This is a genomic window from Dickeya sp. CFBP 2040 (assembly GCF_012273755.1).
Classification (GTDB): domain Bacteria; phylum Pseudomonadota; class Gammaproteobacteria; order Enterobacterales; family Enterobacteriaceae; genus Dickeya; species Dickeya poaceiphila.
In genome coordinates this window covers 63,550-85,055 of record NZ_JAAVXH010000020.1, presented here as the reverse complement: position 1 = coordinate 85,055, position 21,506 = coordinate 63,550, and the positions used below count along the sequence as shown (strand labels likewise).

Below are 21,506 nucleotides of genomic sequence, written 5' to 3'. Positions count from 1 at the left end.
CGCAATTTATCTTGTGACGGGGAAGCTACTCTCTATTTAAGTGAAGGAAAGGGTTATGTGGTATAAATCAGGTAGTTTATCGCTATTTTCTGGCAGTAAAGTGGTGCTGGGAAATAATACGCTTTGGGCGGATAAAAATAATGGTGTATCAGCAGGAGGGATGCTGCTGATATTTACCGACTGCAGTATCAGGATTTATGAAATTGCCTCAGTTGTGTCGGATACCGAACTGGTGCTGGCCAGCGAATATTGTGGCTGCACTGAAAATGGCGTGCACTACGCCATTCCGGTGTTTGGCAGCGGCGACAGCTTTGATCATGCCGCGTATGTGGCGCAGATTGCGGCGATGCTGGCCGGTTATCAGTCCCAACTGACGCAATGGAAACAGGTGCTGACCGAACATGGGCAGGTGACCCTGACGGATAGCAACGGCAAGAATGTGGTGGTGAAAACACTGCCGGATTTGACCGACGCGGTCAGCCGGATGATGGACAAGACCCTCAATGGCGCGGATATTCCGGACAAAGCCCAGTTTGTCGCCAATCTTGGGCTGAGCGATGTGGTGCATAAGTCTGATCTGGCTAATCATACCCATACTGCATCCCAGATTACCGACTTTGCCGATGCGGTACGCAAGGTACTGCTGGCGACACTGGCAGCCGGGCAGGGCGTTTCGCTGAATTATGATACAAGCAACAACCAACTTATTGTCAGTGTGACAGGGGGCGGTAACAGTGGAAGCGGAAATGGAAATGGTTATACAGTAATTAGCGCAAATGGAGCGATAGCTGGGCAGAATTATACGTTTTCTTTGTCGGGGCAGAGTGGTTACGGCCTCAGTGCATTTGCGCTGAAAGAAGAAAACGGCACTGCTAATCAGAGTTATCTTTTTGATGCATTTTCAGCCACCAGTTCGGCATTTTATTATCAATCTGAGGCCGTGCAGTTTGACGGTAGCGTTCACCCTTATATGGGGGAAGCATACGGTATGTCGTCTGATGGTAATTTCTATTCAGCAGTCATTCGTGCGGATGGAAGTAAATTGGCCGTATCTGCATTCTCGTCAAAATCAGTTATTCCGGCGATGACATCTAACACTTTGCCGACAGGTTACATTGCCAGCGCTTCTTCAAACTCGACCGATCCGAATGTCACTTCTGTAGCATATAAAGCATTCGACAAGACAAATTCGAGTACGACGACTGCATCGGCCTGGCTAAGTGCTTCACAGCCTACTGCATCCTTCCCACAATGGATAGCTATTCAACTTCCATCGGTGACGCCAATTGCCGGGTATTCGATGGCGACCCGCAACTGGAAAGGGTTTTCAAACAGCCCGAAATCCTGGAAATTGCAGGGTTCGAATGATGGCACAACATGGACTGATCTCCACAGTGTTACAAACGATACTCGAGATATTCCAGGGCAAGTCCGATTTTTTCAACTAAATCAACCAGTCAGTTTCTCTCGTTATCGCCTGTATATTACGGATACCAATACAGGAAATCTGCAGTCATTCACTTCAGTGGGTGAGTTTGAGCTTTTGGGTGCGGGTTCTATTCTGCTCCGCGATGCTCAGGGAGTTTATTACACATCTGTAAACGGCACTTTGTCACCTGTTACCACTCCTGTATCGGAAGGCGATTTTACTCAGTCGGGGTTTACCTATTCAGGCGATATTCCGGCATCTGAACTGAACGGTAAATTACCCATCAGTGTAGTGACGGCGGTATCAGGTTCAACCGCTTATACGTTATATACGCCAAAGAAACCGCAAATAATCATTGGAAAGAGTGCTTATTCTACCTCCGATTGGCAAAAATTGAATTCGGCGACGTTGACTTCGGCGCTGGGCGGTGCAGGAAAGGTTTCGGTAGCAGTATCACGTAATATGGTCGATTGGTTTGCATTCAATGGCAGCCAATGGGTGAATATCGGCGGATTAACGACAGATAGCGCCAGTGTATTGCTTGCATCAGGAATGTCCAGCACTGTATTTAATAGTGTCACCGCTGAACAATGGGCGCTTTTGTTCAACGATACGGCGAAGATTCCTGATCGAATCGGCATAGCAATCGCGTTGGATTTACCATCTGCAAGTAGTGATATGGCTAGCGTGGATAGTCTGTCGTTCAACTACGATGCTGCTAGTAGTTGGAAACTACAGACTCCTGCCGAAGTGGAAATCCGCTGGTACCGAGATAAAGTGACGTTTAAGACCGTGGCGGCAGGTAACTACAAGCTGGCCTATCAACAACCGTAAAATTTGAGTGGTATTCATGGCTATACGGGCGGGCTGATATTTTCAGTCCGCTTTTTTCATACGTATTAACGCATATTCGCCACAAAATCTTACCTGTTGTTATCAGAAACTGACATTCAACCGATTATGCTGGCATATCGACTCGATTACTGACCGCAATGGAGGTTGCCGATGGGGTTCTGGCGTATTCTGTTTACCATTATTCTGCCGCCGCTCGGCGTGTTGTTGGGTAAAGGTTTTGGTTGGGCGTTTCTGTTGAATGTGTTGTTGACCTTGCTGGGGTATGTGCCTGGCCTGATCCATGCTTTTTGGATTCAAACTCGCCCAGACAGCCGTAGCGAATAACGCATGGAGAGAAAAATGCCCGGTAAATCCGGGCATGTGAAGGACAGAAGGATAACGTGATTAACCGTGCAGGCGGCGAGCGATTTCAGCAACGCGCGCACCGTACAGTTTGGCGGTTTCCAGGTCGCCTGCCGGGATGGCATCAGCGCCTGCGTCGGATGGCGATTGAATCAGCGCACCCGCTGAACCACCGAGGTTGTTGGCGTCATTGCGGGTAGAAGCCAGAGCGTTAGCTGGCGCTTGCCCCAGGCTGACCCAGATGCCGCCGTGCTGTGCAGCCAGCGTTTGCAGATAAATCAGTGTCACTTGTTTGTCGCCGTTCAGGCTAGCGCTGTTGACGAAACCGCCAAATACTTTGTCCTGCCAACCACGGGTGAACCAGATTTTGGAACTGGCATCAGCGAATTTTTTGAACTGCCACGGAACATTACCCATGTAGGTCGGTGCGCCGAAGATGATACCGTCTGCCGCGTTCAGTGTTTCCCAATCAGCATCGGTGATATCGCCGTTGTTGTCGATGGCGATCAGACTTGCCTGTGCGCTTTCTGCGACCAGTTCAGCAATCAGTTTGGTGTGACCATAGCCAGAATAATAAACAACCGCAATCTTGCTCATAGTATTTCCTCGTGGATGGGACAGATAAAAAGAACGTAAAGCGCTAAGCCATGTTCAGATACGTCGGCATATTATCGTGTTATATATTTATAAACAATTAATTACCTGAAAGTACCTAGGTTACCTGATGGTAACCAGATGGCGGTAATCTGAGCGGTGAGGATTATAAAATATGCTCAAGGTTACGTGATTTTTCATAAAAATGAAAAATTCATCCCTGTGGAAAATAATGGAATATATGTCATGGCGTTATTTTTATTCGACGGAATGAAAATTTAATAATAGCAAGGCAACTAAAGTACGCTATAAAAAATAATAGTGCATCACTGTTGCCTTAATTCATAAAAAATGGAACGACTACTCATTAGAATAACGGGACTGGACGACCTTCATCATTAACTGCGACAAAATTGAACTGACCGGTAATAACGTTAGTTCGGCCTTCGGCGTACATCTGCTCCAGATATACAGATACATCTACCGTCAGGCTGGTGCGACCGACCCGGCTGACCTGTCCGACCAACTCAACAATAGTACCCGACGGAATCGGGGTGGTGAAATTGATCTTTTCGGTGGAGACGGTGACCAGTGGTTTATGGCAAAAGCGGGTAGCGGTAATAAAAGAAATTTCATCCATCCATGCCAGCGCAGTGCCGCCAAACAAGGTTGAATGGTGATTGATCGTAGTGGGAAAAACCACCTTGGCAACCTTGGTGATGGAATGTTGAATACGTTCTTCAATGGTTAATGATTGCGTCATGATACGGCGACCTTATGAATTAACTGGAACACTGTCATTTTACATCAATTCCCGCACGGCAGGTCTGGCCATTATTTCGATTAAGACGTTTTAATGGCCAGCCGGAACTGAAATTATCCGGCTATTGCTGGGAGTCATGCAGACTTTTAATTTCAGAGGGATTTATGCGATGCGTAACGCCACTATATCATCTGCCTATCTGCCGGTACGGCGTTAGGTTGCCTGCCCACAGGTGTCGCAGTCCGGGTTTTTTGGCAATCGCATCTCCCGAAATTGCATCGTCATCGCGTCAAACAGCAGCAATTTACCGGCAAGCGGCTGACCGTAGTGGGTCAGCAATTTGATGGTTTCCAACGCCTGCAATGAACCGATCACACCGACCAGCGGTGCCATAACGCCCGCTTCAACGCAGGTTAGCGCATTGTCGCCAAACAGACGGCTGAGACAGCGGTAGCAAGGCTCTTCCAACTGATAGGTGAAGACGCTGATTTGCCCCTCCATCCGGATCGCCGCACCGGATACCAACGGCGTTTTCTGCAGAAAACAGAGGCGGTTGAGGCGATCACGAATGGAAACGTTGTCGGTGCAATCCACTACGACATCATGTTGCGCCACTAACGCTGATAGCGCGTCATCTTCCAGATTATCCTGAATCGGTGTGATGTGGATATGTGGGTTAATGCCCTGTAAGGTTAGATGGGCAGATTCTACCTTCGGCATACCAATGCGATCATCGCGGTGCAGCACTTGTCGTTGCAGGTTGGACAATGAAACGGTATCAAAATCCAGCAGCGTTAGGTGGCCAACGCCTGCAGACGCCAGATATTGCGCGGCGGCACAGCCCAAGCCGCCCAACCCGACAATCAGTACCTGTGCGGCTTTCAGTCGCTCCTGCGCATCAAAATCAAACCCGCGCAGGACAATTTGGCGATTGTAGCGCAGGGTTTCTTCATCGGTGAGTTCAGGCAACATTAGTAGTGGCTCTGCAACAGTGTATTAAAGGGTTCGACCTCTACCCATTCGCCTGCTTCCACGCGGCCACGTTCCGCTTCCAGTACGATGAAGCAGTTGCCCAGGCTGAATGAGCTGAATACATGGGAACCCTGATGCCCAGTGGTACGAACTTCCAGGTCACCCAGCGCGTTTCGGCTCAGAATACCGCGCTGAAAGTCCAGCCGACCGGGGGATTTTTTCAGTGGTGTTGCTGTTTTAACCCGAAAACGCGTAGGTAGTGACCAACTGCGATGGCCGGATAACTGTGCCAACAGTGGTTGCACTAACTGATAAAACGTGACGGCGGCGGATACCGGGTTGCCTGGCAACCCGCAGAACCAGGCGTGACTCAGTTTCCCGAATGCAAACGGCTTACCGGGTTTGATAGCCAGTTTCCAGAAACGGATATCACCCAGCGCTTCCAACATCTGTTTGGTGTAATCGGCTTCACCTACCGATACGCCGCCGCTGCTGATCACCACGTCGGCAGCCTGATCCGCCTCCTGAAAGACCTGACGCAGCGCCTCTGGGTCATCACGCACTATGCCAAGGTCGATCACGTCATGGCCCAACTGTTCCAGCATCAGGCGTACGGCAAAGCGGTTGGTATCATAAATCTGCCCTTCCTGTAACGGCTTACCGATGGGTTGTAATTCATCGCCGGTGGAAAACAGCGCTACCCGTAGACGGCGTACCACTTGTATCGTAGCGATGCCGAGTGATGCCAGCAGCGGCAATTCGGCGGCACCCAGTCGTATTCCTGCTGGCAGTACTTGCGCTTGTTGGTGGATGTCCTCACCGGTGCGGCGGATGTTCTGACCTGGTTTAACCGCATGAGTGAAACGAACCCTACCGTCGGCATCGGTTTGTGTTTCCTCTTGCATGACAACCGCATCGGCTCCCGCTGGGATCGGCGCACCGGTCATGATGCGGATGCAACTGCCAGCAGGCCAGTCGGCATCAAACGGAGCGCCGGCAAAGGCTTTGCCGGCCACCGGCAGCGGCTGACCACTAAGTTCATGGCACCGTACGGCGTAGCCATCCATCGCAGAGTTGTCGAATGGAGGAACATCGATAGGGGACGTCACTGCCGTAGCCGTGATACGACCCGCAGCCTGATAGATAGAAACAGTTTCTATGGCGGTGAGTGCAGAAACCTGCGTCAGCATGGCGTGCCGTGCTTGTTCCAGAGAGAGTAAACCCGAAGTATCCATGACAGCTCCACAGCGCTGCCTGCCGCATCATGGGGCTGGCAGAACAGGCATGATATTGATGTATCTATAGTTGCCATTATGGCAGAAATCGCCGGGTGGGAGAATGACGTGAGTCAGCGCCAGGGGAGATAAAAAACGCGGCCAAAGCCGCGTCTTGGATGCTGATCGCCCTGCAATTAGCGCGATTCAGAACGCATTATTAGAATGATGTGCGCTTGTAGGTACGGTACTGCGGTTGCCAGAAGTTGTGGGCAATCGCTTTCACCAGGGCCTCTTCTGAGGTCACTTCCGCGACGCCCTGCAACTGAGCCGCTTTAGCCACTTCCAGCGCGATGCGCTTGGAAACGTCCTGAATGGTGCTCACTTCCGGCAGCAGCGCCCCTTCGCCCTGATTGGCCAACGGAGAACAGTCAGCCAGCGCACGGCTGGATGCCATCAACATGCTGTCAGTGATACGTTTCGCGCCACAGGCCAGCACACCCAAACCGATGCCTGGGAAAATGTAGGAGTTGTTGCACTGTGCAATCGGGTAGGTTTTGTCTTTGTACTGTACCGGAGCGAATGGGCTGCCGGTTGCCACCAGCGCAGCGCCATCAGTCCAACGAATGATATCTTCCGGGCGGGCTTCTACACGAGAAGTTGGGTTGGACAGCGGCATCACGATAGGACGGGCACAGTGGCTGTGCATTTCACGAATGATCTCTTCTGTGAACAGACCCGGCTGGCCAGATACGCCGATCAGGATGGTCGGTTTGGCATTGCGCATCACATCCATCAGCGAGATAGCGTCGCTGGCGGTATCCCACCTGGCGAGTTTGTCGCTTTTCTGCACCAGTTTGCTCTGGAAGTCGAGCAGATTCGGCAGTTTGTCGGTCAACAGACCAAAACGGTCTACCATGAATACACGGGCGCGAGCTTCTTCATCGCTCAGACCTTCGGACTTCATCTGGGCAATGATCTGCTCGGCGATGCCGCAACCGGCGGAACCGGCGCCAAGGAACGCCACGGTCTGGTCACGCAACTGGCTGCCAGCCGCGCGGCTGGCGGCGATCAGACTGCCCAGCGCTACGGCGGCGGTGCCCTGAATGTCATCGTTGAAGCTGCAGATTTCATCGCGGTAACGGTTCAGCAGCGGCATGGCGTTATTCTGAGCAAAATCTTCAAACTGCAGCAGTACGTTCGGCCAGCGGCGTTTCACCGCCTGAATGAATTCGTTGACGAACTCATAGTATTCATCGCCGCTAATACGTGGGTGACGCCAGCCCATATACAGCGGATCGTTGAGCAACTGAGCGTTGTTGGTGCCGACATCCAGCACGACCGGCAGGGTGTACGCCGGGCTGATGCCGCCGCAGGCGGTGTACAGCGACAGCTTACCGATAGGAATCCCCATACCGCCGATACCCTGGTCACCCAGACCGAGAATACGCTCGCCGTCTGTCACCACGATAACTTTTACATTTTGTTTAGTGGCGTTTTGCAGCATATCGTCGATATGCTCACGGTTGGGGTAGGAGATAAACAAGCCGCGGGCACGGCGGTAAATATCGGAGAAGTGTTCACAGGCAGCACCTACCGTCGGCGTATAAATGATTGGCATCATTTCGCTCAGGTGGTTGTCCAGCAGGCGATAAAACAGGGTTTCGTTGGTGTCCTGAATATTACGCAGGTACACATGTTTTTCTATGTCGTTCTTGAATGCCTGATACTGCCGCCAGGCACGTTCTGCCTGTTCTTCAATGGTTTCCACCGCTTCGGGTAGCAGGCCGTGCAGGTTGAACTGACCACGTTCTTCCTCGGTAAAGGCGCTGCCTTTATTCAGCAGGGGAAATTCGAGCAGGATAGGACCGGCATAAGGGATATAGAGAGGGCGTTTACTTTCGTATTCCAATTCCATGACTTTCGACTCTTTGGGTAACGGAGATAGGTTCGTAGAACCAGCGAGAAGCGATAGATTGCATTGATCTTAAAGTAACCAGAAAATATGTACAGGGATTGTTAGTTAAAATAATTACAGATGGCTTGCATATAAAAAATATGCGGAGGAAATCACATATTACCGCTTATTCAGCGAAAAAAAACGGTAATTTTCTGTCCTTTTTATTCACGTGGCGTGAATTGTCGGTCACGGTATTGGGCACGCCGCCATGCTAATGGCGGCGCAGGTCAGACGCTAGTGCGCCAGTTCGCGCTGTAAGTCGGCACAGCCAAGGGAAGCCAACAACGGCTGAGTCTGACTCCATTGACTCAGCGTCGCGTGGCTGGATTCCACCAGAACAGCGCGCTGAATGTCGGCGAATCTCTCGCCAGCCAGATTGACCAGATTTAACGCTGCCTGCATGGGCGGTAAACTGGGGTTAAATGCGGCGTTTTCCGCATAACGCCCGGTGTAGCGGCGGCCTTGCCGGGTTTCCAGCGCGATGCCGCTGAACGCCTTGCTATAGGGGGCGTGGCTGCGGTTTGCCGCTGCCAGCGCCAGTTGCAGCAGCGTGTCTTCTGTCGTCAGCGTTAATCCATTATCCATGTTATCCATTAGCAGAGTGTTGATTGCCAGATCGCGCGGGCCAAACGCATCCGGCAGGTAGTGGCCGAGCAGAGCGGGTGAGCGCCCCGGCAGGCAGATACGCAGTTCAGCCGCGCTATTGAGTTCGTTCATGAATTGACGACAGTGACCACAGGGCGTGTAGTTTACCGTCACCGCTCGCAGCGCAGGTTCGTCACGCAGCCAGGCATGACAGATTGCGCTTTGCTCGGCGTGGACAGTCTGTTGCAGCGGCAGGCCGTCAAACTCCATATTTGCGCCCCAGTAAAAGGCACCGCTGGTGCCTTGTGCTATCGCGCCAACGTGAAAACCAGACACCGGCGTGAGTGCACAAGCGGCAGCCAGCGGCAGCAAGGCAAAAGCCAATGCATCGGCGTCGAGCCGGCACTGGGCACAAATCTGGCTTACTTCGTCAGCGGTTAACATGGCGGCGAAATCGTCACGCACCAGTATTGGCGCCAGTGCGGTTTGCAGCGCTGAGGGCAGTTGCGTGAATGCGTCATGAAAGCGTGCTTGCATAGTGGTCTCTCTTTCCTGGTTCAAAGCGTGTTAACTCAAGTCTGCTTGGGCACACAACGATCATTTGTGATTATTATCACGTTCAAAATGAAATAAATGAAAAAGAAATCACAAATGCGAGATGTATCTCAAGTTTATCCGCACAAGCCTTGCTGGTATTACGGTAGCGGTTATACGCCGCCGTCCAGTCATGTCGTTTCATCATTTCTCTGTTGAATGATCGCATCTATTTTTTGTGCGAGTCTTTTTGCCTGCTCAACCACCTCCGCTGCGCTCAGTCCACATTGATGACTGAGTGTTTTCCAGTCATAAGCCCTGGATTTTCGTCCTGCGGGAAAGTATTGATAGATCAAGTCGGTGAATGCGGAATGCGAAGAGGAGGTAGCTTCGTTCAAATAGGCTTCTGCATAGAATACTCGCAGGCCGAAGCGATGACTGACGTGTTCGCTTTTTTCTCTGAAAATATTCACGTAGAGAGGCCAGTACGTTTCCGCGCTGATTGCCAGCATGGTGTCGGTGACAAAATTGAACCAGGTACGGCTGATTTGCAGATTGTTCGACCCGTCATCCCTCTGCAAATCTGGTAGGGCTTTCTTCATGTTAACCAGTACGCCAGCGATTCCGCGGGATTGGATCAACTTGTCGCAGAGCGGGCGATGTTGCTGCAGAAAGAGCAGCATTTCGGCATTTATGCCGGTAAAGTTGCTTGCTCGCCATTGGACAGGCGAGCAATTTCTCTGTTGGTAAAAGTATTCCACCAGCGGCGCATAGCGGATTGCCAGCGTAGCGGAAAGCTCGGAGATTTTTTGCTCGACCGGACTCTGCCAATCGGTCTGTTTCTGGCAGTACGATAACAGCAGTTGCACTGAGGCATGATGGTTTTCAGATTGCAGGCGGGCACGATACGCTGCCTTATTCAGCCACTGGTAATTCATAAATGCCCAGCGATTGGCTTGGCTGACAACGGCGTTTTCGGCTGACGGATTAAACCATTTGTCTATGGCGACGAACAGAAATTTATAGCCTTGAAAGCAGCCGTTGCGCGCCAGCGCGTTTTTCACCGCAGCCTGATAGTCATCAAGCTGGGTGACGTCTGGGGTTGAGCCAGCTTTATTTTCTATCGTGACAATAAATTTATTTTGCGGGTCGATCAAAAACAGATCAAGACGGCGGCGACTCTCGTGAACATCGACAATGCTGAACTCCCGACAGACAAAGAGCGAACCAAAACTGGTCTGATGAATTAAACCGGGGGTCCAGGTGTGGAAGAATTTTTTATTATCGTATTTATGTTCTGTGCTGGCGTAATAGGCAGCGGTCAGAAAATCTTTAATTATCGCATCTCGCTGGCCGTGGCCTTCATTCGGATTCAGGCACCACGCCAACATATGAGAGTGCTGATTTTCCTTTAACGTAATGACATCAAGGATGTCGTCTGATGTCTTGAGCAGCTCCTGTAACTTGATGAAATGTTTATCTTCAAGAAAGGTATAAAATGCATGTTCGTCCATGTGGCAGTCTTAATGTTTTCTTATCATGTGTAGGGAAGCAGGCCGAGCGGCATTTCGAGGCGCCAGCCTGCTATCTGGATGACATCAGGGTATCTGACGACTATGCACCCATCAGACGCACGATCACCGGAAACAGAAACGGCGCGATCAACGACGTGATGATGCCGCAGATAACCAGTGCCAGCGAACTGAAGGCACCTTCCTGAAAATCGACTTCCGCACAGCGGGCGGTGCCCAGTGCGTGAGAGGCCGTGCCCATTGCCAACCCGCGGGCGGATTTGGCATGGATTTTCAGCCGGTTGAACAGGGCGTGGCCCAGCACTGCGCCGATAATACCAACAAAAATTACACACATGGCGCTGATAGCAGGAATACCTCCGATGGCGCTGGCGACCGCCATGGCGATTGGCGTGGTCACCGATTTTGGCAGCACCGACGCGGCGATTTCACGTGAAGCGCCCAGCCACAGGGCGATGACGGTGCCGGAAATGATGGCGGTGAGGCTACCAATAAAGCAGACGCTGATGATGGATTTCCAGCGTGCGCGAATTTGATGCATCTGCTCGTACAGCGGAAATGCCAGCGCCACCACCGCCGGTTGCAGCAGGCTGTTAAGGATAGAACTGCCGCTGAAATAATGGTCGTAGGGAATATCCAGCACCAGCAGCAGCGGGATGATCACCAGCATTGATACCAGCAATGGGTTCAGCAACGGCATTTTTAGCGTCATCGCCACGTTGCGGGCGCCAAAGAACACTACCAGCGTTAGCGGTAGCGACCACCACAGATAACTCAGCATCATTTCTCTTCCTTCGTGTCTGCGCTGTTTTGGCGGAGCAACTGTTGGTCACGGTGCATTATCTGGGTGGTGTAACCGACGACGATCATCACCACAAAGGTACTGATAAGACAGGAAACGACAATCGGGCCAAACTGGTCACGCAGTATCCCAAAATAGTTCATCACCCCGACACCAATAGGCACGAACAGCAGCGCCATATGGCGAATCAGCAAACGGCAACCGGGCTTGACCCAGCTTGAAGGCAGAATCTGCGACGCTAATAAGGCGAACAGGATTAGCATACCGAGAATGCTGCCGGGAATGGTGATAGGAAGTAACGCGGATATCGCATTGCCGGCAAACAGACACAGATAAATCAATGCGAAAGCGCGTAAATACTGCCAGCACAGTGTGATGGTATTGCGCATAGGAGGAATATCCTGATTAATCGTGCAGTGATGATAACGCTAATATTGTCAGTGTGCCATGAATCACAAAAATGAGGTCGTGGACGCGTTTTTCTGTTGTCTTGTTGCCGTGAGGTTGTCGCCCCGGTTCCATCGGGGCGACGGCGGGTCAGTGAGGCAGGCCGTAACCGAATGGGAACAGTGGTTTATTGCTGTCATACGGCAGGTCAGGCTGCTGTTTTAGCACCGACTGCATAGACGACGGCAGTTCGAAGGGCAGTTTCGCGGTGTAAGCCGCGCCTGAAACCAGCCGGTTCAGTAATACGCTATCGCTGACGCCAAAGTTGGCGATCAATGCACTGGTTTTGCCCACGATATTCGACAGGATGGCTGGCCGTTCCATATAGACAGTGACCAGCGTTGGCACCCGTGCGCTGGCGCGTACAATGGCCTGATAGTCCGGGTTGTCGTTACTAAACGCCAGCGACCCTTCATGATGACGGCTGCCAAAGAAAAAGTTTTTGTGCGGCTGCTCGTACGGCGTGTGAGTACGAACCAGCGCGACATCTGCCTGCTCTGGCGTATCCACAACGATAAATCCTGCTGCCTGCGCGGCTTTCGCATCGATACCATGCAGCCAGACTCGGCTATTTTTACGTAGCGGCAACAGATTGTTGTTTTGCAACAACACCAGTGCTCGCGCCTGAGTGTCGTCCGCCAGCTGTTGCCAGTCCGCTTTGCCGACAATGTTATTGGCCTGTTCAGCATTCACGTAGGGGCGTTCGAATAGCCCAGTCTGGAACTTTTGTTTCAGAATACGGTTAACCGAGGTATCCAGGCGGGTTTCGCTTAGCTTGCCGTCCTGTACGGCTTGCACAAGTAAGGCCGAGTCGGTTACACCGCCGAACTGATCAACCCCGGCATTAACGGCTTTGATAAAGCGCTCGGCGGGCGTCAGATTCTCCACGCCCCAGGGCATACCCCGCGGTACCGGTTTTTCACCTGGTTTGACGCCGGTAAGGCAGTCGCCTTTGCAGTCGTTGGTGATAAGCCAATCGCTTAAGATCACACCGTCAAAGCCATACTGGCCGCGTAGCAGGTCGGTGAGCAGGAAACGGTTGAATCCGGCGCCGACTTGTTCGATAGGCTTGCCGTGCCAGCGGGCGTTACGCAGAATGGAATAGGTGGGCATGATGCCGGCAGCATGGGCTTCAAACGCGCCGGTAAACGGGTCGATATGCCATTGCAGATTATTTTGACGGAACCGGGCGTACTTGCCGTAGACATTGTGGCTGTCCCAGCCGTCCTGCGCAGCACCATAGCCGACCCAGTGTTTGACTACTGAGATCACGCTCTGACCGTTGAGGCCGTTTTTGCCGTTCTGCATACCGGTGACATAACCGCGAACCATTTTTTTGGTCAAGTCCGGGTCTTCGCCGAAAGTACCGTCGATACGCGGCCAGCGTGGTTCGGTAGACAAATCAGCCTGTGGCGACAGCGCTTCGGTAATACCGACGGCACGATATTCCTGACGTACGATATCGGCAAAGCGTCGCACCAGCTCCTCATCACCAATGGCGGCCAGACCAAGGGTTTCCGGCCATTTGCTGAATTTGCCGACCGACACGCTGACGCCGACCAGCGACTGGAATGAGCTGCGCGGATCGGTACTGATGGTGGCGGGGATACCCAGTCGGGTGCCTTCCGCCAGTTGCTGCAATTTATTGTTTTCTTCTGCCATCTGGGCCGGGTTTTCGCCGGAAAGTCGGGTAATAAAGCTGTTGACGTAGTGTTCGGCAATCATGGTTTTTGCCGCTTTCAGGTCATACTGCGTACCTGCGCCGGTGACGCTGCCCGCCGTCGGCGCGGAACCGTGCATCATCACCCCGGCTTTTTCGGCCAGCGTCATGCGTGAGACCAGGTCTGCTGCCCGTTGTGCTGGAGGCAGTCGCCAGTCTTCGTACGGATTGAGTTTACCGTCGCGGTTCAGGTCCTTAAATGTCAACCCATCGACGGTAATCAGTGGTACGTCACGGGTATCGAGCACCGCTTGTTGTACTGCGTTGGCCAGAGGGGAAAACAGCAAGGGTAGCGCAATAATCAGCGCCTTTGGTCGTATCGCACTTTTTGCCATGTGTAGATTTCTCGTTATTTTGGGTAGCACGGTGGTTGTAGACAACAGCAGAAATGCCTCACAACGTATGAGTGAGGCTTACACTGTCGTCCTGCCAGAGAGGTTGTTCGAATACGATTATTCGAATCAACACTAGTGCAGCTTTAAGGTGGTCTTCAAGTTGGCAGGGGTAAATTCTGAATAGACTTCAAAGAAATAGTACGCTAACGCGAACTGCCACCCTATCCAGGTGGCAGTGGTTATAGCATGAAGGTGAGTGTATATCGTGTTGGGTTTTAGCGAGTAAACTACATGATGCTAAGCAGGCTGGCAGTCAACTGATTGTGTAATAGCATTACCAGTAGAATCAGACTGGTTGACCCCATTTGGGTTAATACCGCCCGATGCAGACGGGTGGTGTGCAGGAGCCAACCGGGTTCTCCGGGAGCGGTGGTGTCCAGTGCAGTAGTGGCCGGGTCACGCCATTTCTTTTCCGCGATAGAGTCAATAATAAACAGGGCAACGCTCAGGACAAACCACAACTGGAATAAGCGGTGCCAGTCTTCCATCCATAACATGACAGCGCCACTGATCATCAGCAGCCAGCCGGCGATATTGTAAAATCTGTCGGTGATCGTTAATCCGCTCAGTAGCAACTGCTTTTCCGGGTTCTGCTGACAGGATTGCAACCGCCATGAAAGCCAGGGTGCAAACAGTAACGGGCCGGTTGCGGCTACTGAAGCCAGGGCATGAACCAATTTCATCAGATTATATTCCAGCATCGTGATTTCCTTTGTCATCGTGAATCGTGGAGTGCCTAAGGTAACGCAACACGATTCAGTCAAGAATGCTCGAAAACGTCATGCTGTCGAATAGAAGTGACAATTCATGCCAATCCGTATGTCACCTGCTGATGTTCTGATTGTGCAGAACATCAGCGGGGTTTGAGCCTTGTAAACTGGGTATGGTTTTTGTCTGGATTAGATGGCCGGCAGGCTTTGGGTGTTGAGATTTTTGCGTGCGTGGCTGGGGCTGCTGCCCGTCATACGACGAAACCAGTGCCCAAAGGAGTCGCTGGATGAAAAACCCAGTTGAATGGCGAGTTCATCGTTGGATTTATTGTCTGCCAGACCACGCCAGGCTTCTGATAACAACAGGCGATTATGCCATTCGGTGAAGCGTAAACCGGTATGCCGTACAAATAGTCTGGCGAGTGTGCGTTCGGTTGCTCCCACCAGTTTTCCCCATTCAGCGAGACTGCGACGTAACGCCGGCGTGGCGATGAGACTATCGGTGATCTTTTTCAAACGGTGATCGCCAGGTAAAGGAAGGGAGAGATTACTGGCTGGCATTTCATCGATTTCTTCGAATAACAACTGCAGGATGCGATTGCGCCGCTCGTCGCTAAGCGGTATGCGAGGAAACGCCAGACGTTCGCATAACCCGATGATAAGCGTAGAGGCATCCAACAGTTTAATGTCACTGGATGAACAGTGACACAGAGATGGCGTAACATACAGCACGGTTAAATCAACCCGATGCAAGCCATGTCCCCAATGCGTGGTATGTGGCGGAATCCACACCGCCATACCGGGTTTAATAAGCCAGTTGCGAAATGCGGTATGGCCGTACAGCATTCCCTGCCGCACCAGAACAAACTGTCCCTGAGCGTGCTGGTGCGGCACATTTTCAGACATGGAAACCGAATCAAGGATACGTTCTGTAAATACTGCACCATGTTGATGGCTCAATTCGTCCATTATTATTCCGTTGTCTTCATACGTCCCTTTCAGGATTTTTGATAGAGAGTGGGGATAAGGAAACAAAAAATTACACCTATCAGCATACTCCCCCCCAATAACGCGAAACAAGTCTGAAATGTATTTCCTGATTGGACATGCTGTTGCAACGTGGCCAGCAGATTCACACCAACCGCTGCGCCAATGTTGCGCAAAAATTGAATAGTGGAGGTCCAGGCGCCAAGGCGTTCAGGCGGTGCGCTATTTTGCGCCAGCACTAGTGTTGTGGTGGCGGTAAAGCCCATACCTAACCCAATCATGATCAGCGACAGTGCTATTACCAGCGTGTTATTGAGCGTCAACGCGGCATTCATCACCATACAGCCGATAGCCAGTAACGCCATACCGGATGCAGCCATCATGCGATACCCTTTGCTGGCAAGCAGGTTACCGCATACAGCAGACCCGACGACCCATCCCAGCGCCGCCAGCATAATTAACAGACCTCCCGATAACAGGGTGCCGCCAGACTGGCTTAGCGCCAGAGGAAGCAGAGTGACGGAGGCATAAAGTCCCGCGCTGGAGAGCATGACCAGCACAATGACGGAGAACAGCGCTCCGTGGCGGAAAAACTCAACCGGAATAGGGCTGCTGAGCGGCTGCTTGTAGAGGCGAAAGATCAGTATTGCCGCGCTAATCAGCAGTAACGCAACAGGAATGAACCAGGGCATCGTCACATGAGAGGTACCGGTCATCAGCCACATCAGGATACTGGCCAGCAAGATGAGCGCCAGTTGTGCTGCCATATCAAGGCTCACGGCCTGCTGGCGTTTGCCAACGGTGGGAGTAAACACCAGCAATAACAGCGCGCCCAGCCCTACGGGCAGGTTAAACCAGAAGATCGACCGCCATCCGAACCAGTGTGTTAACACGCTGCCGCACAGTGGGCCAACAATCGCGGCAAGTCCCCAGACCGCGCTGAGCATACCTTGCATTTTGCCGCGTTGGCTGGCATCGAACAAACTGGCAAGTAAAGCGTAGGTCAGCACAATCAAGCCACCGGCACTACACCCTTGCAATACCCGTGCAGCGATCAGCCAGACCATGGTCGGACTGATTGCCGCCAGAACCGACGCCGCCAGAAAGATGATCAGGCAGGTTTTCAGCGTAATGGAGACGCCGAGACGGTCTGCGCAGGCTCCCGCCAGTGGCGCAATTAATGCAACGGGCAGTAAAAAACCGGACATAATCCAGGGCCAGAGTTCAGCGTTGCCTAATTCATCGCGCATAGCAGGCAGCGCGGTACTGACAATAGTGCTATCCACAGCAGCCAGAAATAGGGTGGCGATAATCGCCACCACACCTAAACGTGTTTTTGGTTGCGGCATTGCTGCCGCATTCAGAGCGTGTTCTTTCATGCGAAAGGACTCCAGCTATGTATTTGAGAAGATTTGGAGAAATTGGCGACTAACATTTGTGTCTGCTCATCCATGTGGTCATCCACTTTGCGGATCATCTCGCCAGACTGCACGATTTCTCTGAAACGCAACGTCATAGCCAACTGTGTTTCTGCTGCATCATTCCCTTCGGTATAATCGATATCGAACGCGGATTTCACCGTCTCGGCTGAGGCTTTGGCCAATTCGGTATTCAACTGCTCGGTTTCGGTCACCAACTGGTGCATTCTGGCACGCTGTCTGGTGGAGAAACTTGGTATCAGGTGGTCGAAAATGGCGTGATCACACTGAATATGGCGAGCTTCATCCAGACCGTGAAAATGCAACAGGCGGGTTAAAAAACCATGCTGCATCGGGTCCAGCACCTTCAGGCGTCGTTCGAATACCGTAATGACGGTTTCACCGACATACGCGGTAGCACACAAGGCCGCCAGTTTGATCAGCGGGTCGTCATTATCGCTATACAGTGCGATACGCTGCTGGTGCAGGTTATTGCTCAGTTTGATGTCGCGCCCGGAAAGATGGCGTACATATTGGTAAAAGCTGTTGGCGTGGTTGACTTCTTCAGAGGCAAAACACGACAACGCATGATAAAGACCGTCGCCTGCCAGTACACCAGGGTTATCCGATTGCAGTTCGCACAAAATGCGTGTCATCACCGTGGAGACATGCATTTCGATTTCCGCTAATTGGGACAGCTCCTTATACAGATAAGCGATGGCTTTTTGCTGCTGATCATGTTGCCCAACCAGTGCCCACGACAAGAAAGCTAATTCATTGTCGGTGGCGGCTTCTTCCCAAGGCATCCGGTTAGGATGCAGATTATTAAGATGGGCGTATTGGTTGATAGCTTTGAATGCATCCATTACGTTTTCGTTACGCATCAATTCCTTCACACCTTATTTCCTCAAATCGAGTGGTCTTTGGGGTTGGGATATCGTTATACATAAGACAGCGCGTTGAAGATGGTTCTGTCTTTGTCTTCAATGCGGCGGCGACCATGCATAACACGCGTATTGTCAATTAATACGATATCGCCTTGCTGCCAGCCGACATCAAACGTCAGGCTTTCGCATAGCTCATCCATTTCCGCCAGCAGCGTGTCGGGAATAGGATTGCCGTCGGCAAAAGTAATAACCGGTGTTTCATAGTTATTCGACGGCCCGAAAATGCTGTTGGCGAAATTATGCGTTTCCTGTGAATTAATACGGCTGCCAATAATCGCTGGTGTCTGGAACGAATAACGGATAGCGCCATCATCAAGCTGGTCAATCTGTATACCCGTATCACCCTGCGCGACGGAGTACAGGTGCTCCAGCGTGATGTCGTCAATTGAGGTTGGCGCGCCGGGCTGACCGGCCAGCGCGTGCAGCGCATAGGTTTTCCACTTTTTCTCATCCACTCGTCGGGAATAGACAATATCCTGTGACAGGAATGCGGCACGCTGTGCGTCGGTCATCTTCTCATAGACGGCCTTCCCATCGCAGATAGTGGTTTGTGAACCTTGTGACGGCGCTTTCTGGCAATAAAACCAGCACAGATCGGGCCAAAAAGGGCTATTGCCATTCTCACAATGCAGGCCGACCTTGTCATAACCTGCGTCCACTTTCTGTGCGGTATCGCCGTCAAAGCTGCGAGCGGGGTCCAGACTAATGCGGCTGCTGGTGCTGCGCACGCGTTCGGAGAAATCAGCGATACTGTGGCGGAAACCTCTCAGGATCAGATAGCCGTGCGTACGCAGCTGTTTTAACAAATAGTCAGATGTCAGTGCGGTAACATCGCCTTCATTCTGTGAAGTAATAACCAGCCCAGCGTGGGATGTATGAGTCATTTCCTTGATATTCATTCGACATTAACCTCATTTTTTGCAAGAAAGTCGGCAACGGCATTACGGCGTGGCCGACCGGTAACGGTGAACAACTGTTCCATGATGTCAGGATGGTGCGGGAGCAGAATCGGGTTGTTGATTTGCTCCAGTTCATTCAAATGCTGTCGGGCATAGTCATGAATGGCCTGGCGGATGCTGTCCGCTTTGTTGATGTCATTGACGATAAATATGCCGCCAAGAAACTGTTGCTTGTCGCCAAATACAATCGCAGTCAATACGCCAGGCACCGAGCGATACGCAGTTTCCAGCCATTCGGGTGAAATGTTTCTGCCGTTGGCGGTGATGATCATGGTTTTCTTGCGACCGATGATGGAGATAAAGCCGTCATCATCCTGCCGGGCGATGTCTCCGGTATGCAGCCAGCCGTCAGCATCGACATGGCAACTGCTGGGGTCTTCGCCCGCATACCCGGCAAATAGCGAGGAACTGCGCAGACAGAGTTCGCCATCGTCGGCCAGACGGACTTCAACATGTGCCAGTGGCTGACCAACGGTGCCGATACGATGAGCGCCCCGGTAGTTCCAGCAGGCAACTGAGCTGTTCTCACTCAGACCGTAACCTTCGTAAACCGGGATGCCGAGCTGGTTCAGTCCCAGCAGGATGTCGCTATCCACGGGGGCGCCGCCGACCGCCAGCAAAGGCAGGCGATCATGACCAAAGAGTGACTGCAACCGGTTTTCCGGCGCACATCCCCAGGCTTTTTCGGCCAGCGCTTCCACCAATGCCGGGGTCAGCGTCATCGCGGTTGGTCGGGCAGAGGCAATCAGCGGCAGGCGGTCAGCAGCCTGTACGCCAGGGCTTCCCAGCGGGGGGAGCGTGACGGGGGGTAATACAATCGCCCCGCCGGAGGTTAACGGCATATAAATCGCGGTGACCTGCTCAATTAGCAGACTCAATGGAACCAGACATAAATAGCGGTGGTAATCGCCTTGAGTGGCACGTTGCCATAACGCATCGACCAGCGCATCCAGACCATGACGGCGGATCTGCACCCCTTTGGGCTGGCTGGTTGTGCCGGAGGTATGGATAACTTTGATAATTGTATCCTGTGCCGCGTCAGGTGGCTCACTCGCGCCGGCAGGTAAGCCCGGCAGGTCGGAGAGCGTAATCGGAATTAAGGTGGCATCCAGTGATAACCCGCGTTGACGCCACACCTCCAGTTGCTGCTGGCCGATGGTGTCCGTCAGAATCACATCACAATCACGCAATAACCAGGCGGCTTGTTCTGCTGAAAATGCGAGGGGTACGGGGACTTCCACCCGGTTGGCATACAGCAGGGCTAAATCCGCCACCACCCATTCTGCGCTGTTTCCCATAATCAGGCCGACTGGTTTTGGCTGGGCGTCGCCCTGCGAGGTTTCACGGGCAAGAATATCCGCTGCCAGTACGCGCACATCTTTCAGCAGTGAGGCATAGCTGTAGTGAGTTTCGCCACCCGCGTTCTGCAACTGAATGATGGCCGGAGCATCCGGAGTATGGCTGGCTTGTTCGACAATGCGGTTAAGAATATTCATGCCGCCACCTGTGATTCTCGAATGATGTGATTAAAATCCGCCATCATCAGCCGTCCTGAATAGTGCTCGAACAGGTGGCCGCACTGAGATAACAGAATGATGCCCGTCTGGGGCGATTGGTCGTAATAGCTCCCCCAGATCTGCCGCTCTTGTTCTGACAACGCCAGCGGAGAGGCATCGGTGATGGGTTGAAAGGGGATGTGATAATACTCCAGCAATTTTCTTAACCGCCGGGTTGAGGTGCACAGAATAGCTGTTGCCCCCATGAACCACGCCATAATCGGCAGCGTGCGGATAAGGTCGGCGGAAGCGTTCGGGTTATCAGAGGCCAATGCGCCGATCTCAACCAGTTGGTGGCGATAAATCGGGTGATCGGTATGTTTATTGATCAACGATTCAAGGGAGTCCGGTAAATAACGCTCAGAAAATAGTTTTTCATGTTGTGCGGCGAAAGTGATGCCTGCACTGGCCATGATTTTTTTACTGGACGCATTCCGGCTACAGATAATGATATCGGGTGAAGGGGAAATGGTTGCTTTATACGTTCTGAGATAAATGTCAGCGATGTATTTTTTTACCTCGATAGCATCATCATCGTGGGGATGAATAATATCGAGTTGTGTATCGGGTCCGCAGATATCCATGTTTTTCTGGATTAAACAGGTCATGTTGTTCTCCTCCTTAAGTTTTGTATGGGACGAATAGTAGAGGAGTTGACGCGTTTGAAGAATGATTGTTCAGGACATGATATCGATTAGGACAGACATAAATATGACTAAACGGTAAAAGCAAATAACAAAGTTAGTTTTTATTTTATTGCGGAAAAACATTTGATTTTTTTGCTT

General features: G+C 52.0%; 19 protein-coding genes. 2 read left to right on the top strand and 17 right to left on the bottom strand.

The window, feature by feature from the left end:
• Positions 1 to 55: 55 nt before the first annotated feature.
• Complete coding sequence (locus Dpoa2040_RS02560; protein ID WP_168640180.1) at positions 56 to 2,263, top strand: discoidin domain-containing protein; 2,208 nt, start codon at positions 56 to 58, stop codon at positions 2,261 to 2,263.
• 171 nt (positions 2,264 to 2,434) lie between these two features.
• A complete protein-coding gene (locus Dpoa2040_RS02555) occupies positions 2,435 to 2,608 on the top strand; it encodes a YqaE/Pmp3 family membrane protein (protein WP_168640179.1) in 174 nt (57 codons plus the stop codon).
• Between the two features lie 60 nt (positions 2,609 to 2,668).
• Here Dpoa2040_RS02555 and Dpoa2040_RS02550 read toward each other — a convergent pair whose 3' ends face one another.
• From Dpoa2040_RS02550 to Dpoa2040_RS02470, 17 genes are all read right to left on the bottom strand, one after another.
• Positions 2,669 to 3,223 (bottom strand): flavodoxin family protein, encoded by a 555-nt coding sequence (locus Dpoa2040_RS02550; RefSeq protein WP_042869928.1) that lies wholly within the window; start codon positions 3,221 to 3,223, stop codon positions 2,669 to 2,671.
• 364 nt (positions 3,224 to 3,587) lie between these two features.
• A complete protein-coding gene (locus tag Dpoa2040_RS02545; RefSeq protein WP_042869931.1) occupies positions 3,588 to 3,983 on the bottom strand; it encodes an acyl-CoA thioesterase in 396 nt (131 codons plus the stop codon).
• A gap of 213 nt (positions 3,984 to 4,196) precedes the next feature.
• A complete protein-coding gene (gene moeB, locus Dpoa2040_RS02540; protein WP_168640178.1) occupies positions 4,197 to 4,955 on the bottom strand; it encodes a molybdopterin-synthase adenylyltransferase MoeB in 759 nt (252 codons plus the stop codon).
• Positions 4,955 to 6,190 carry a molybdopterin molybdotransferase MoeA gene (gene moeA / locus Dpoa2040_RS02535; protein ID WP_168640177.1) on the bottom strand — a complete coding sequence of 412 codons (1,236 nt, stop codon included), beginning with the start codon at positions 6,188 to 6,190 and terminating at the stop codon, positions 4,955 to 4,957. The genes moeB and moeA overlap by 1 nt, the downstream gene beginning before the upstream one ends.
• Positions 6,191 to 6,389: 199 nt before the next feature.
• Positions 6,390 to 8,087, bottom strand: coding sequence for an NAD-dependent malic enzyme (locus tag Dpoa2040_RS02530; protein ID WP_042869941.1), 1,698 nt, complete (start codon positions 8,085 to 8,087; stop codon positions 6,390 to 6,392).
• A gap of 276 nt (positions 8,088 to 8,363) precedes the next feature.
• Positions 8,364 to 9,251, bottom strand: a complete 888-nt coding sequence (gene cdd / locus Dpoa2040_RS02525) for a cytidine deaminase (protein ID WP_168640176.1) — start codon at positions 9,249 to 9,251, stop codon at positions 8,364 to 8,366.
• A 188-nt stretch (positions 9,252 to 9,439) separates the two neighbouring features.
• Positions 9,440 to 10,762 carry a PD-(D/E)XK nuclease family protein gene (locus Dpoa2040_RS02520; protein ID WP_042869945.1) on the bottom strand — a complete coding sequence of 441 codons (1,323 nt, stop codon included), beginning with the start codon at positions 10,760 to 10,762 and terminating at the stop codon, positions 9,440 to 9,442.
• Positions 10,763 to 10,862: 100 nt separating this feature from the next.
• Entirely contained in the window at positions 10,863 to 11,561 is a 699-nt protein-coding gene (locus tag Dpoa2040_RS02515) for a CidB/LrgB family autolysis modulator (protein WP_042873870.1), read from the bottom strand.
• Positions 11,561 to 11,971, bottom strand: coding sequence for a CidA/LrgA family protein (locus Dpoa2040_RS02510; RefSeq protein WP_042869948.1), 411 nt, complete (start codon positions 11,969 to 11,971; stop codon positions 11,561 to 11,563). Before Dpoa2040_RS02510 ends, Dpoa2040_RS02515 begins: the two co-directional genes overlap by 1 nt.
• A gap of 148 nt (positions 11,972 to 12,119) precedes the next feature.
• A complete protein-coding gene (locus tag Dpoa2040_RS02505) occupies positions 12,120 to 14,084 on the bottom strand; it encodes a glycoside hydrolase family 3 protein (RefSeq protein WP_168640175.1) in 1,965 nt (654 codons plus the stop codon).
• Between the two features lie 287 nt (positions 14,085 to 14,371).
• Positions 14,372 to 14,845: a hypothetical protein gene (locus tag Dpoa2040_RS02500; RefSeq protein ID WP_168640174.1), complete on the bottom strand. Its 474-nt coding sequence runs from the start codon at positions 14,843 to 14,845 to the stop codon at positions 14,372 to 14,374.
• A 198-nt stretch (positions 14,846 to 15,043) separates the two neighbouring features.
• Positions 15,044 to 15,823, bottom strand: a complete 780-nt coding sequence (locus Dpoa2040_RS02495; RefSeq protein WP_168640173.1) for an AraC family transcriptional regulator — start codon at positions 15,821 to 15,823, stop codon at positions 15,044 to 15,046.
• 29 nt (positions 15,824 to 15,852) lie between these two features.
• A complete protein-coding gene (locus tag Dpoa2040_RS02490; RefSeq protein WP_168640172.1) occupies positions 15,853 to 17,220 on the bottom strand; it encodes an MFS transporter in 1,368 nt (455 codons plus the stop codon).
• Positions 17,217 to 18,155: a hypothetical protein gene (locus Dpoa2040_RS02485; RefSeq protein WP_371810568.1), complete on the bottom strand. Its 939-nt coding sequence runs from the start codon at positions 18,153 to 18,155 to the stop codon at positions 17,217 to 17,219. The genes Dpoa2040_RS02490 and Dpoa2040_RS02485 overlap by 4 nt, the downstream gene beginning before the upstream one ends.
• Positions 18,156 to 18,199: 44 nt before the next feature.
• Complete coding sequence (locus Dpoa2040_RS02480; RefSeq protein WP_168640171.1) at positions 18,200 to 19,105, bottom strand: TauD/TfdA family dioxygenase; 906 nt, start codon at positions 19,103 to 19,105, stop codon at positions 18,200 to 18,202.
• Positions 19,102 to 20,661, bottom strand: coding sequence for an AMP-binding protein (locus Dpoa2040_RS02475; protein WP_168640170.1), 1,560 nt, complete (start codon positions 20,659 to 20,661; stop codon positions 19,102 to 19,104). Before Dpoa2040_RS02475 ends, Dpoa2040_RS02480 begins: the two co-directional genes overlap by 4 nt.
• On the bottom strand, positions 20,658 to 21,329 hold the full coding sequence (locus Dpoa2040_RS02470; RefSeq protein WP_042869963.1) for a thermostable hemolysin: 672 nt from the start codon (positions 21,327 to 21,329) through the stop codon (positions 20,658 to 20,660). The genes Dpoa2040_RS02475 and Dpoa2040_RS02470 overlap by 4 nt, the downstream gene beginning before the upstream one ends.
• Positions 21,330 to 21,506: the final 177 nt, after the last annotated feature.